Source organism: Microbacterium sp. A94 (assembly GCF_051842855.1).
In the GTDB taxonomy this organism is placed as follows: Bacteria; Actinomycetota; Actinomycetes; order Actinomycetales; family Microbacteriaceae; genus Microbacterium.
Window position 1 is genome coordinate 1 of sequence record NZ_JBPXMU010000006.1, and the last position, 13,937, is coordinate 13,937.

7 protein-coding genes and 2 pseudogenes are annotated in these 13,937 nt (G+C 63.2%); 5 read left to right on the forward strand and 4 right to left on the reverse strand.

Features of this window, described 5'->3' with window-relative positions; all coding sequences use genetic code 11:
• Positions 1-91: 91 nt before the first annotated feature.
• Both ACSU1L_RS14310 and ACSU1L_RS14315 read right to left on the reverse strand, forming a co-directional pair.
• A pseudogene (locus ACSU1L_RS14310) lies at positions 92-307 on the reverse strand (hypothetical protein); the annotation flags it as partial.
• Positions 306-469, reverse strand: a pseudogene (locus ACSU1L_RS14315) (transposase); the annotation flags it as partial. The pseudogenes ACSU1L_RS14310 and ACSU1L_RS14315, both read right to left, overlap by 2 nt.
• 135 nt (positions 470-604) lie before the next feature.
• On the opposite strand from ACSU1L_RS14315, the gene ACSU1L_RS14320 reads away from it, so the two are divergent.
• The 3 genes from ACSU1L_RS14320 to ACSU1L_RS14330 all read left to right on the forward strand — a co-directional run bounded on the left by ACSU1L_RS14320 (position 605) and on the right by ACSU1L_RS14330 (position 10,177).
• Entirely contained in the window at positions 605-2,296 is a 1,692-nt protein-coding gene (locus ACSU1L_RS14320) for a LuxR C-terminal-related transcriptional regulator (protein WP_439256239.1), read from the forward strand.
• Positions 2,297-3,033: 737 nt separating this feature from the next.
• Positions 3,034-9,312 carry a DUF7507 domain-containing protein gene (locus tag ACSU1L_RS14325; RefSeq protein WP_439256240.1) on the forward strand — a complete coding sequence of 2,093 codons (6,279 nt, stop codon included), beginning with the start codon at positions 3,034-3,036 and terminating at the stop codon, positions 9,310-9,312.
• Positions 9,313-9,823: 511 nt separating this feature from the next.
• Positions 9,824-10,177 carry a LuxR C-terminal-related transcriptional regulator gene (locus ACSU1L_RS14330; protein WP_439256241.1) on the forward strand — a complete coding sequence of 118 codons (354 nt, stop codon included), beginning with the start codon at positions 9,824-9,826 and terminating at the stop codon, positions 10,175-10,177.
• A gap of 4 nt (positions 10,178-10,181) precedes the next feature.
• On the opposite strand, the gene ACSU1L_RS14335 is transcribed toward ACSU1L_RS14330, so the two are convergent.
• Together ACSU1L_RS14335 and ACSU1L_RS14340 are read right to left on the reverse strand one after the other, a co-directional pair.
• Positions 10,182-10,661, reverse strand: a complete 480-nt coding sequence (locus ACSU1L_RS14335) for a hypothetical protein (protein ID WP_439256242.1) — start codon at positions 10,659-10,661, stop codon at positions 10,182-10,184.
• 713 nt (positions 10,662-11,374) lie between these two features.
• Positions 11,375-12,607, reverse strand: coding sequence for a sensor histidine kinase (locus ACSU1L_RS14340; protein ID WP_439256243.1), 1,233 nt, complete (start codon positions 12,605-12,607; stop codon positions 11,375-11,377).
• A gap of 243 nt (positions 12,608-12,850) precedes the next feature.
• Between ACSU1L_RS14340 and ACSU1L_RS14345 the strand changes: the two genes are divergently transcribed.
• Together ACSU1L_RS14345 and ACSU1L_RS14350 are read left to right on the forward strand one after the other, a co-directional pair.
• On the forward strand, positions 12,851-13,501 hold the full coding sequence (locus ACSU1L_RS14345) for a response regulator (RefSeq protein WP_439256244.1): 651 nt from the start codon (positions 12,851-12,853) through the stop codon (positions 13,499-13,501).
• A 160-nt stretch (positions 13,502-13,661) separates the two neighbouring features.
• Positions 13,662-13,862, forward strand: coding sequence for a hypothetical protein (locus ACSU1L_RS14350; protein WP_439256245.1), 201 nt, complete (start codon positions 13,662-13,664; stop codon positions 13,860-13,862).
• Positions 13,863-13,937 lie beyond the last annotated feature (75 nt).

Sequence of the window (13,937 nt, forward strand, 5' to 3'; positions counted from 1 at the left end):
GGCTCGCCCTCCGCGGCCAGCCTCCGAATCAATGCCCAATCTTCCAAAGTGATCACTCTCCAATAGTTGAGTGTTCACTTTTCAAGCGCCGCTACTGTCCAGTTTTCAAGCGCCGCCGACACGTAAGTTTCCCGAGTCGGCGTTGCCGGCGTTTGCGGTGATAAATGCCCTCGATCCATTGCACGACCGCGAGGCGTAGTTGGAGCCTGCTGGCCCAGGGGTGCCTGTAGAGGACGTTCTTCTGCAGAAGGCTGAAGGAGCTTTCCATCGCTGCACTATCCGTGCACGCGCCCACTCTGCCCATCGAGGATCCCTCTTGGTCGGTTGTTGATCGCGTCCGCGACGGCGGCGATCTCCGCCGTCTCCACTGGGAGAGATCTGTGCCCTTGGAGAAGTGTTGGCGTAGGAGCCCGTTGAGGTGCTCGTTGTTGCCGCGCTGCCAAGGACTCTTCGGGTCGGCGAAACAGGCCGGCGGGCCGCTCTGGGGTGTTTGACGCCCGTGGAATTCGAGGCCATCATGAACACGACCGTCGCACTGGCGGTGTGATTAGAAGCTGTCACCTAATCGTGCAGCAGTCCCCACATCCCTTTCTGCTGGAGCAGCATGAGTGAGCACGGCCAACAGTCGATCCTATCCGCAGGGCATCTCGAGGAAGGACCGGTGCGGGGGTATCAGGATCCCCTCGGTTTGAATGGTGACCCGCAGCTGCGGGCGCAGCTGCCCGGTATGGACGGTTGCTCTCTGAGTGACTTCATGGCTGCCGCTGAAGAGGGCGACGTTGCACGGGTCCTTGAGACCGTTCGCGACGGCTGGCTCGATCTCCTCGTTGCTGATCGGCCGACGGTGCGTGGTGCGCTGGAAAAGTTCCCGACCAGCGTCATTCGGGATTCGCCGCTACTCGCAATGCTGGCCGGGACCACCTATTACTCCGTGCCTCATTACCGGATACGGGGTCTGCGCTTGTTCCTCGTCGCCATCCGAGCTGCCAGCTCCGAGAGGCGCGGCGTTGACGAGATCGATCGCGCACTCATTCTGACCGCAGCCAGCGTCTCCTACCGGTTGATCGGCCAGCCGAAACAGGGGTTGCAAGCCGCTGGCCGCGCGTTGCAGATTCTGCATCGGATGTCCGAGGAGAAGCGGGACCGCGTAAGCACACTTTCGGTGCTCTACTCGCAGCTAGGCACCACCCTGTATTACGGCGGGCGGGTCGCTGATGCACTGGACACCTTCGAACACGGCCTTGCCGCGGTCCCGACGGAAGGGGACCGGCAAGGGTTCACGAACCTGTCGATGCTCGCGGGCATCCACGCTCTGCATGGGGATCTCCCCGAGGCCGAGGATTACCTCGAACTCGCCCGTGACGGATCTTGGACGGATACGGCGCGCTTGGCGTACTCGGGCACGTTCTACCGGCTGGCTGAAGCCATCGTCGCACTCGAGCGGTTCGACGCACCCGTCGCCTGGAATCATCTCGCGGCGATGGTGCATGACCGTCGCACAATTGAGCATTGGATACCCATCGCCATCACTGAGGCCGGGGTCCAACTCGCCGCCGGTCGACCGGGTGCCGCGCTGGCAGGATTGGATGCTTTTGCCGCGCTCCGTCGAAGGGAGGGGCGCACCGCCGTAACGCGGGCTGAGCTCGCTCCTACTAGGGCGCTGTTGCAACTCGCGTTGGGTAACCCAGATGATGCTCTCGCGATCCTGCGGCGCGATGCCGAACCGAGCCCGATCAGGAGCGTCGGGCTCGCGCGGGTCGAGCTCGCACGCGACCATCACGGCGCCGCCCTCCAGCACGTGCGCAGTCTCGCTGGTTCCCAGCTGTCGCACCGACTTGCCGCGGAGCTGGCAACCATTGAGGCTGCCGTGCTCTTGCGTTTCTCTTCCCGTGCACGATCGCGAGGCGTCATCGATCACCTGGGCAACATCCTCGCAAACACCGCGCAACGACTGCCAGTGCTACTCGTTCCAGATTCTGATTTTCAGCAGCTGCGTTCCGCCCTTGCCGAGGCCGGGCACGATGCCGTGGTCGCTGACCTGCCCACGACATCGTTCTTCCCTGCTCCCGAGGTTGCCACGCTGCTCAGCGATCGGGAACGTGCCGTCTTGCGGGAGTTGCTGCTCACGCCATCGACGGCAATGATCGCGGCCGAGCTGGTTGTGTCCGTGAACACCGTGAAGACCCAGCTCAAGAGCATCTACCGCAAACTCGGCGTCTCCAGCAGAGATGAGGCGGTCGCTGTCGCTCTTGACCGGCACCTCGTCACTGGCCCGGATCCTGACGCCGCACTGTGAGGCCGAACGTCGGGCGTCGGGGGTGACCAGGGGTGAGATCTCGCTAGCCGGGGTCAAGTTGGTGCACCGTACGAGCGGTGCTGAGTTGCACCGTCCACGAGCCTGAGTGGCACGGCGACCGGTGACCACGCGTATACCCCCCTGCCACCCGAGCGATCATCCGCTTGCCTCGCGCCCTCGAGGATCTACTGAGAGCGTGCCAAGCTCAGGAGAGGGCCGTGGGCGGGATCACGCGCCGAAGGGTGTCCCGCACGACACGCATTTTCGTGGATGCGCTTGTGGAGGCTGCTACTCGCCCCTGGCAGTGGCTCATGTCATGGGCATTTCCGCGGGATCCATCCGCTCACGGATCGAACGTGAGGGCGAGCTCACCAGCGAGATGATCGGTGCGTTGACGGGGTGGGATCTCCGGCAGCGGGCCGAATTCATCGTCTGACGCGGAATCGTCTCTGTGCCGGGGCGCGATCCAGTCAGCTTTCGTGCAATCGATTTCGTGCGTGCACTTGTCGAGCCCGATTTTTCGGCGTGATACCCGAGCCGCAGCGCAGGGTGAATGCGGGGTGAATTCCTGTCACGGCCGAGCGAGCCTCAATAGCGTATAACTCGAGCACTCGAATCCGGGCGCTCAAAGTTTTGCATGAGGGGGAACTGTGCGCGCATCCATGGAGGGTCGTCCAATTCGACACCGGGGCCGAAAGAGGCCTTCGGGGTCTCTGAGATACCGAGGTCTTCGTGGTGTGCTTTCGGGCGCGGTCGCGTTGGTCCTCGGGAGCAGCGCACTTGTCGTTGCGACACCGGCATTCGCCGCGACCGAGTACGAGATCGCGGCCGTCTGGGCCGACGGTACCCCGACCACTGTCGCGAGTGGTGACGTCGTGACCGCTGAGATCCGCGTGAACGTCAACGACGGCGCGGCGGCACCCTCGAACGAGCCCGTCGACAACGTGAACTTCATATTCACGATCGAGAGCGGCACTTTACAGAGCCTCCCCGACACCTGTCTGGTTGACGGCGTCACGCCAGCCTCGAGCATCTCCGCTGACGGCAAGACCCTCATCTGCAACCTCGGCACCAAAGACCAAGGCACTGCACACGTGGTCAACCCCGGCATCCTCGTCGAGGGCCCGACAGGCGCACAGCTCACAGGCGCCGCGACGATCGACGGCACCACTGCAGATGTGCCCGCAGTTGAGATCACCAACGAGTTCGCCCTCGACATGGCCTGGGGAAACCCCGTAGCCGGTTCCACGTTTATCAGCGAGGGCATCAACGAAGTGAGCTATCAGTGGACCTTGAACCTCAAAGCCGGCTCTGAAGTTGGCCCCGACTCGGTGTCCTACACGATCACAGTCGCCGCAGACAATGCCTCAGCCATCACGGCAGCACCTACGGCTTGCTCACCCTTCACCACGGGTGCGGCTGGCGGTCACCCGTGGTCCGGTGGCAGCAATCCGGCCGAGCAGACCGCTCCGTTCGCCGGCACATGCACATTAACGCCGTCCGGAACGCCTGGTCAGTTCACACTGACACTCACCGGCATTGACTACTCCTTGGCACAGGATCCGACGACGGACTCGACGGGGAGTCCCCTGCCCGCCGGTTGGAGCGCTGTGGCCAGCGGACAGGTCACCTTCCGCATCGCAACGGCCACCAACACCGGTGTTGGACTCACTTCCAACGCACCCACATACACTGCGCCCGGTAGCGGAGCGACCGTAATCGATGATGCGTCGAACAACACCTCGAGCAAGGCGATCAGCTTTGTCGGCGGTGCGGGCAACAACTTCTACCGCGCAGGCACTGGCGCTGGAGGCGATGTGTGGGATGACAGCTACCGTGTTTCGGCTGGCATGACAGTCCAGCAAGGCGTGAGCCTGGATACTAGCCCGCAGACTGGCGCCGAACCAACGTCCGTGTTCGGCGTCTGCACGATCATCGATACGCGATACGCGACCCTAACCGAAGCCACTCCCTCGGGTGTTCGCCCGGCTCTGTACCCGCTGCAGTACTACGTCGGCACTGCTCCGGTGGTTGACCCGAACAGTCCTTCCTACGACCCCAACGCGTTCGATTGTGGAACAGGAGGCAACGCAAGCACCGGCGGCGGCGGATGGGTCACCACGGCCCCCGAAGACCTGTCGACTGTGAAAGCACTCCGCCTTACATACCCGAAGTCCGAAGCGGATCACAATCCGTATCGTGAAATAATCAACGCAAAGGTCCGGATCAACGATAATGTTCCGGTAGGCCAGGACGTATGGACCTGGGGTCAGGTCCTGCGTGGAGCCGGCGCATGGACGAGTCCAACTGCTGCTACCCCCAACACGGTTACTCCCGACGCTCGGTACCTCTACACCAACGTGTACCGAGACATTCTCCGAATCATCACCGCGACTCCCCAGATTGAAAAGTCGGTTGATCGAGGCATTGTGACACCCGGTGTTCCGGCAAACTACACGCTGACTTACTCCGCCGTGGGCGCGGGCGCAATCCCAGAGACGGTGGATGGATTCCAGATCACCGATACTCTTCCCGTCGGCTTGACCTATGTGGCTGGATCGGCGACACCGGTACCGACTGTCACTACGAATGGTGCCGGCCAGCAGGTCCTTTCCTGGACGCTGGACGGAGTGCCGACGAACACACAGGTCCCGTTGACCTACCAGGCGGTCGCCGGGGATGTGGTGGCAGGGAGTGTGCTTACCAACAACGTGACGGCCGCCTATGGCGGGCAGACAGGGAGCGATCGCGCGCAGGTGACCGTCAACAATGCTGGTTACACATCGATTGGGAAGACCGCGGACACCCCGTTCATTCCCAACCTGAATGGTGACGGAGTCGGCGCGGGGTCCTGGACGGTGACGCTGCGGTCGTTCGACCCGCTGCCGCAGACGTTCACGGACACGATCGACGTGCTTCCGTATATCGGCGATGACCGTGGCACCTCGTACAGCGGCAGCTACGAGTTGACCGGTGTCAACGCAGTCGCGGGTGCGACCGTGTACTACACGGATGCCGACCCGACGAGGCTTAGTGACAACCCGGCGGAGCCAACGAATGGTGCCCCGGGAGATGTGACGGGGAACAGTGCGGGCTGGTCGACGACCATGCCGGCGAACCCCACCGCCGTACGTGTGATCGGTCCGGAGCTCGCTCCCGGTGCCACGCAAGCATTCACTCTCGAGATCGCAACCGATGGTGCTGTCGGTGGCGACGCCCTCGTGAACCGGGCGCAGGCGATCGCGGAGCACACCGAACTGGTGATGCGCACGTCGGCTCCGATCACGATCGCGAATTACTACTCTGCGCAGTTGAAGAAGTACGTGCAGGACGCGGATGGCGAGTGGCGCGACGCGAACACCGTCGAGGACTACCCGTCGTTCTTCGTGGGCGATACCATCCGCTACCGGATCGTCGTGGAGAACACCGGTCAGGGAACGTTGACGGGGATCAAGACCTCCGATGACAAGCAGCCCGAGTTGGGTTCGTTCGTCATTGACGAGCTTGCTCCCGGCGACAGTGAGGAACGCGACTACGAGATCATCGCTGACGCTTCGGTTGGTGAGGGAGTCGTGAACACGGCATGTGCTGCGGCTGACATCCCGGTTGACTCGGATGTTGCGCCGACGATCAACTGCGACCCCGCAGGATTCGAGATCGAGGGCGAGCCGACGCACACCAAGTCCATCGTGTCTGCTGCCCCGATCGGTGGCGGCCAGTGGGAGATCGTCTATGGCCTCGAGGTGACGAACGTATCGACCGCGAAGACGTCATACTCGCTGGCGGATGAGCTGCACTTCACCGACCAGGTGGAGGTCGTCTCGGCGGTGGTCAGCGGTTCGCCTGATGGTGTGACGCTGGCTGATCCCGCGTGGGATGGTCAGGGCAACCTGGACGTTGCAACCAACGTTCCGCTGCTCGGCAATGATGATGAAGGCTATGTCTCGCACAGCTACCTGCTGACCGTGGTGGCTGATGTGCCGCTGCAGTTCGCACCGGGCGGTGACCTGCCTGCGGCGGCGTGTCCTGCGGAGGGTGAGGACCCCGACACGGCGTTCAATAACACCTCGGCGCTGACGCTGCCGGGCGGTGACATCGAGCCGGACCAGGCGTGCGCAACCCCGCCGGCGATCGACATCACCAAGTCTGTTTCTGAGGGACCGACCCCGAACGATGACGGTACCTGGACGGTGACGTATGACGTGGTTGCCAGGAACGATGGTGGCGCTGAGGGTGTCTACGATATCTCTGACCGGATGACGGCTGATGGTGACCTTGAGGTTGTCTCAGGCTCCGTTGCCTCTGCTCCCGAAGGTGTAACGCCGTCGGCGACGTGGACGGGTCTTGGTGCCGAGGGCGCTGAAGAGAACGTCATCGCCACGGAGGTGACGTTGACTGCTGGTGGTGTTCACACCTATCAGGTGGAGGTCGTCATCGGTCTCGCCGAAGGCGCGGTAGGTGCGCCGGTGATCACCGAGTGCGCTGCGGAGCCGGGTGAGAGTGGTGGTCTGTCCAATACAGCTGAGATCGAGCACAACGACCTCACCGATGACGCGTCCGCCTGCATCACGGTGGGCACCGTCACGGTCGACAAGTCGGTCTCTTCAGGTCCGACCCCGAACGGGGACGGCACCTGGACGGTCGTATATGACATCCTCGCCACCCACGTGGGCGCGGCGGATGCGGACTACGACGTGACCGACCGTCTGCACTTCGGTGAGGGCATCGAGATCGTTGACGCGGCGGTTACCACCGCACCGGATGGTGTGGACACGAACGCGGACTGGACGGGTCTGGGCGCTGAGGACTCCGATTCGGAGAACCTCGTCGCCGAGGGCGTGACCCTTCCCGTGGGCGAGTCGCACCTGTACCAGGTCGAGGTCACCGTCCAGATGGACGAGGCTACGATCGACCCGACCAAGCTGCAGTGCTTTGCACCGGGCACCGGTGAAGCTGGGGGTCTGGGCAACTCGACCACGCTGACCAGCAACGGTCTCACCGGTCAGGACGAGGTCTGCCCGACGCTTCCGCTCATCGAGTTGGACAAGCAGACCGTCGAGGGCAGTCCCGTCGAGAACGGTGACGGCACGTGGACGATCGCTTACGACGTCACCGCCACTAACGAGGGACAGACTACGGGCGATTACGACCTCAGCGACCGGCTCCGCTATGGCTCTGGCATCGAGGTTCAGTCCGCGGCTGTTGTCTCTGGTCCGGAAGGTATCGAGACCAACGCTGAGTGGACTGGGCAGGGCGCCAAGGGTGCGGATGAGAACGTCATCGTCACCGGGATCGCTCTCGACGCTGGGGAGGTTCACACCTACCGTGTCGAGGTCATCGCCTCGATGGACCGTGCAGTGGTCACCCCTGGTGACCTCATCTGCCCCGCGCCGGGCTCGGATGCGGGCGGGTTCGCCAACACCGCAGGGCTCACGCACAATGGTGAAGACCAGGATGCTGACGCGTGTGTGTCTGCGCCACTGATCGAAATCACCAAGTCGCTCTCGGGCGCGGTGACACCGGTCGATGGTGAGGACGGCGTGTATGACGCGACCTACGAGCTCACTGTCGCCAACAGCGGTGCGGGCGCCGGGGTCTACAACCTCGACGACCAGCTCGCACCCGGTGACGGCGTGTCCGTGGTCGGCATCCAGGGCGTCACTTCTGACGCTGCGGAGCCGGTCGCAATCAACGGTGGCTTCAACGGCATCGACGATCTGCGGATCGTCACCGATCAGCCCATCGCGAGTGGTGCGGATGCACCCGTCGTGCACACCTACACGGTGACCGTGCGGTATGCGGCGGATCTGGCGGGTATCGAGGTTCCTGCTGGTGATGTTTGCACGACGGCGGAGGGCGCGCCGCTTCCGGGCACGCTGAACAACACCGCCACGGTCGACTGGAACGGTCTGGATAACGCGGATGACGAGTGCATCCGTCCTGGCAAGCCCACGCTCGACAAGGCGCTCGTCTCGGCGACGCCGATCGGTAACGGCCAGTGGGAAGTCGTCTACGACCTCACCGTCGGCAACACCGGCAACGAGGCAACCACCTACGATCTCGACGACGAACTACTGTTCGCGCCGCAGATCACGGTGGACACCATCACGGCAACCGGTCCGGAGGGAGTGGAGATCAACGGTGGGTTCGACGGTGATGGCGACCAGCGCATCGCGACGGACGTAGCCATCATCGGTCTGGATGACGACGGCTACACGCCGCACGTCTACACCGTGACCGTGGTCGCGAATGTGCCGTTGCAGTTCGAGGGTGACGTCGTGGGTGACGACGGCACCGCATCACCGGCCTGCACGGTTCCTGGCGGTAACAACCGCATCGAGCAGGGGCTGAACAACGCAGCCACCCTGACCGACGAGGCCGGCGGAAAGAGTGTCGACACCGATTGCGCGCCAGTGCCATCGATCGACATCGTGAAGGCCATGGATGGTGCACCGGTCAAGGGTGCGAACGGGGGCTGGACTGTCAACTACACGATCACCGTGCAGAACGACGGCGCAGCGACCGGCGCGTACACCGTGACCGACGAGCTCCGCTACGGTGCCGGCATCGAAGTACTTGATGCGACCGTGGTTTCGGCCCCCGAGGGCATTACGCCCGCGGCAACGTGGACGGGCTTGGGAGAGACCGGCGCGGAGCAGAACGTCATCGCGACGGACGTGGCCCTGGCAGCAGGTTCTACCCACACCTACCAGGTGAGGGTAGAGGCCAGACTCGATACGAGCAAGGCAGACAGCACCACGCTGAAGTGCCCGGCACCGGGTTCGAACGACCGCGGAGGTTTCGCCAATACGGCGGGCGTTGACCACAACGACCTGACGGATGACGCGACCGCCTGCGAGGTGCCCGAGTGGCCGAAGGATGTTCCCCCGCCGCTCGCGACCACCGGTGGTGAGATCGCGATCGGAACCATCGGTGCAGCCCTGCTGCTCATGATGGCCGGTGGACTACTGCTGTACATGCGCCGCCGCACCGCGGCAGAAGTAGTAGCAGAGTAACCCCCTTCATCGTCCTGCTTGCCGTTACCTCCCCAGGGCGGCAAGCAGGACGATGTTGTTTTGGAGGACGGGCGACCGATGTGGTTCCTTCCAATCAGCTCGAGAAGTTCATGCGCAGCCAGGTCTCTGGCCTGCGAGAGAAGCGCTCATGAGATCACATCAGAAGTGCTCCGATCAGAGATCCAGGCCTTCCTGGGCACGCGGTCCCCATCAGTGAGCTCCCGCGACCCGCGGTTTGTACGCCCTATTCGTCGGGGTAGTTCTTAGAGTCTTGCTTGATGTCGCTCCGGATTCCGCCGTGATCGCCGCATGTGTTGGTGTGAGCTGGGGTGGGATGACATTGCGCTAGACAACACGTAGGGGAAAGCATTCTGATACGCAACAAAGTCCAGCGGACCGGTTCGTTCTCGCGGTTATGCTAACCGAGATCCATTTCCCTACTTCGAATCAGCGCTAGTCCGCGCATCGAGTGGCCACCTCGGCGGATCGGCGAAGCGAGGACGGCGTTTAGGTGCTACTCATCGCCGCATCGGCGGCGGAACGCGAGGTAGGGCTGCGCACGCCGTTCGCCATGATGCCGCGGACGGATCTTCTAGTGCTGACGGATCCGGATCCCACTCTGCGGGATCTGGTCGAGCGGCAGGTGGAAGTGTTCGACGAACCGGGTGAAGCGTTGAGGCACACCAAACGTGAGCAAGTCGTGCTCAATCAACTGGCTGGCGGAATAAGTGTCGCCGAGATCGCTGAAACACTATCTGTGGCGGTGGAGACCGTGAAGAACCAATTCGGTTCTCTCTACCGCAAGCTCGGTGTCTCCGACAGGGCGAGCGCGGTCGCCACTGCCCGCCGTCGTGGCCTACTTTGAGTCGTCAGTGCGACCTGATCCGTCGTTGAAGCGGTATCGGTCGGACACCGCGCCGCACGAGTTCTCGGCTGAGGGACGAAGCGGCGAACGCCAAGGCCACGGTTGACAGTATGCGCAGGACGAGTATCCCGACGAAGAACCAGGGTGAGAACCATGACGGATCGATGACGGGCAGTGATAACGCGCCCATCGCTGCGCCGGTGATCGTCGCTGCGCCGGCGAGTCGAAGAGGGGATGCTCGCCGTGAACGCCAGATGACGAGGTCGAAAAGTAACCCCTGCCCGGCGAGTGAGAGTGGCAGCAGAAAACCCAATGCGTTGAACGGCATAAGCAGGAGCCCGGCGATGATGCCGACCGCCGCTGCAGACCCGGGGGCGCCACTCCACAGGCGTGCGGTCATCGGGATGAGCATCCAGATAGAGCCGGTCACGGCATACAGCAGTGGATTGATCAGAGCGATCGCCGTGTTGGGCGCGCTCGTCATCAATCCAAGGATGCACTGAAGGCCGGCGAACGCGGCGAGTTGAAGGAGTAGTCGAGTGGGCACAGGTCCCAGTATGGCCACCTGGAGGCCACTCGCGGGACGGTGGGCGCTCTACCGGTCTCTGCAGGCTGAAGCTTCGACTCGACTCGACTCGACTCGACTCGACGTGCGTCTCCTATCCGTGCAGCAGTCCCCGTCGGGAGTATCGGTCCCATCCTTCGCGAGGGTGTGAGCCACGATGTCGCCGTAGGCGCACTCACCGCACTGGCAGACCTCTTCGCCGCGGGCCAGAAGCGCTGGGTCGGCCGTGGCGGGGCAGGCGGAGCAAGCGTCGGTGTCCCTGTCCAAGCGGCGCTCGCCGCAGACTTGATTGAGGCCCTTGCAGGGTGGTGTGTTCGAGCGGCTTCACCTCTAGTGGTACCAGTTGGGGTGCGAGAGACTGGTCTGGAACACAGAATGTTGCCGTCGTGGCAGTGCGAGAGCCAGAATCCGTGCCCACATTTTGCCCACACTCGCGGCAAATTGAAACCTATTGAGACAGGCTGAAGCCGGATTCGTATTCAAGTGATTGCGGGTGATTCCGAGGCCTCTGATCGAATCTGAGCGAGACGGGAGAGTCCCTCATCGGGTTCAAATCCCACCGTCACCGCCGCCACGAAGGCCCCGACTCTCCTAGAAAACACTGGGAAGTTGGGGCCTTCGTCATCTGCCAATCACGGTGCGTCGTCGCCGGATGCCGGAACCGTCGCCCGCAGAACCCATCCGTTGGCGGTCCATCCGTGATCCAGCTCGCCACCGATCTGCTTGAGCCGCTGCGCCGCCCGGCGCAGGCCTCGACCGCCCATCGCGCGGCCGTTTCCGCTGAGATCCGCGGAGGCGGAGTTCGTCACGACGACCTCGATGGCATCAGGCCGGTCGTGGATCTCGATGCTCGCCGACTGCGACGTGGGCGCGTGTTTGATGATGTTCATCACCGACTCGATGGCCGTCTCTGTGAGAACACGCTCGGCAGTCGGCGCGAGCTGGAGCGGAACACGCGGTGTTGTAACGCTCGTGGGGATGCCTGCATCCTTCAGAAGTGCCGCCAATGATGACGCGGTCTCCGCGACGTTTTCTGCGGAGCGGATCGAGCGTGTCGGCGGTCCCTCGGTCAGTGTGTCCCGCATCAACGAGAGCAGAGACTGGATGCTCTGCAGCGCCTGCTCGGCGGAATCCTCGATGGTCTTCAGTGAGACCTGCCGTGCGTCTTCATCCGGTTGACGCGGAAGAGCCCGAGCGTGAAACAGGACGAGCGTCAGGTCGTGCGCGATGCCGTCGTGGAGCTCATCCGCGATGCGCTCCCGCTCGTCCCGTGCGATCGCCTCGAGGTCTCTCACGATGCGGGTTCGCTCGGCAACGAGAACCGTCTCGCGTGCCGCCACGAGTCTGAACGCGACGCCCGCCAGGAACGCGATCACAGCGATGCCCGCGATGCCGTAGATGCCTCCCGCTGCCAGTGTCGGCCCGCTGAGAGTCATGTACGTAGTGAGCGCTGCGAGCAGCACCAGGTGCGTGCCAATCACCCACGGTCCGCACGTCGCGGCCACCAGGCTGAGCGTCATCGACAGTTCGAGGAGGTCTCCACCGCTGCCGGTGAAGACGACACCTACGCTGCAGATGAGCATCACGATGAACGCGGCAGTCATCGGATGCCAGGCGAAGCCGGCCAACCCCACATAGAGCGCCACCGCCAGCAGGTCGTACCGCGTGAACCCTCCCCCCGCGATCGTGAAGCCGATCGCGATGCACAGGAGCACGCCGACGGTCAGAACCAGCAGAAGGCGTGCGACCGGATGAAGAGAACGCTGTTCCCAGAACATGCGAGAGCGCAGCATCCGCATGATGGAGGACCGCGCAGTGAGGCCCGGCTCCTCGTCGCGCGCGGAGATCAGCGGAGCTTCAGGCACAGATGCCGAGCATCTTGCAGAGCCAGTCGCCCAGGTCCGCATTCGACCAGGTGATCACTCGAACGAACGATCCGATACCGTACATGCTGAGCATTCCCATGCTGGTCTCCTTCACTCGGGCAGCTCGAGATCGACCTGCACCATGGATGCCTCATTCCCACCCTATGAGTCGTACGCCCGCGGTCACGGATTCATGACCCCAGGGCTAGAGATTCCTGAGCAGGCTCGCGGTACCGTGAGTGGGTGAGTGAAGCCGTCCGCGTTCTCGTCGTCGATGATGAGGCGTTGGTTCGTCATGCCCTGCGTGCATTTATCTCCGATGACGACCGCGTCGCTCTGGTAGGGGAGGCCGCCGACGGCTCTGAGGTCGTCGAGGCCTGTAGAGCGTCGAAACCCGACGTGGTACTGATGGACATCAAGATGCGCGATGTCGGTGGTGTCGAAGCGACGCGGCGCGTTCTGGAATGGGACCCCCGCTGCCGCGTTGTGGCACTCACAACCTTCACCACTGAGTGGCGCGCGCTCGAGGTTCTGCGAGCGGGCGCCTGTGGCTACCTGGTGAAGAACTCCACGCCCGAACAGATCATCGACGCCATCGTCGCTGCCCACTCCGGCGACCGCGTGGTCTCGCCGGAAGTACAGGAGCGGTTCGTGCGCGCGGCCATCGAAGCAGGCGACGGTCGAGCCCCCGATACGCCCGCACTGAGCGATCGAGAGCGCCAGATCATCGAGCTGATTGCGAAGGGTCTCTCCAACGCTGAGATCGCTGAGGCGCTCCATTATGCCGAGAGCACGGTGAAGGCCGACATCCGCCGCATCAACCAGCTGTGGGGCGTCGACAATCGCCTGCAGATCGTTCTCCGGGCCACCGAGATCGGGATCATAAGCCTCTAATCAACGACCGCTGATCACGACACGCGCCGAGTGGATCTGTAGCCCTGGGGCTACCGAACCGTCCAAACCCTTGATCGTTCAATGCATCGAACGACACCATGGTTTTGGCCTTCACCACAAGCCCGGCCGCGATCGCTCCGGCCCGAGCAGAGAGACGATGATGCACGAGACCCTTGCGCAACGACTGACCGTTGCCCTTCCGCTCGTCGGTGTCGTGCTTCTTGTGGCGTCGATGCTTCTCCCCACGCAGTTCGCAGTCTTCGCGTGGGGGCTGGCGCTGATCAGCTTCCTTACGGCTCTGTCCTGTGCACTCTTCGCCCAGCATCAGCGACGAGCGGAGAAGCGCGTGATCCGGCTCTGACGAGCTGCGTCCAGCGTCCCGCGTCCGGCTTTCGAGCGGGCAGCTGTGGCGCAGTTTCTGCCCGGAACGCAGCCA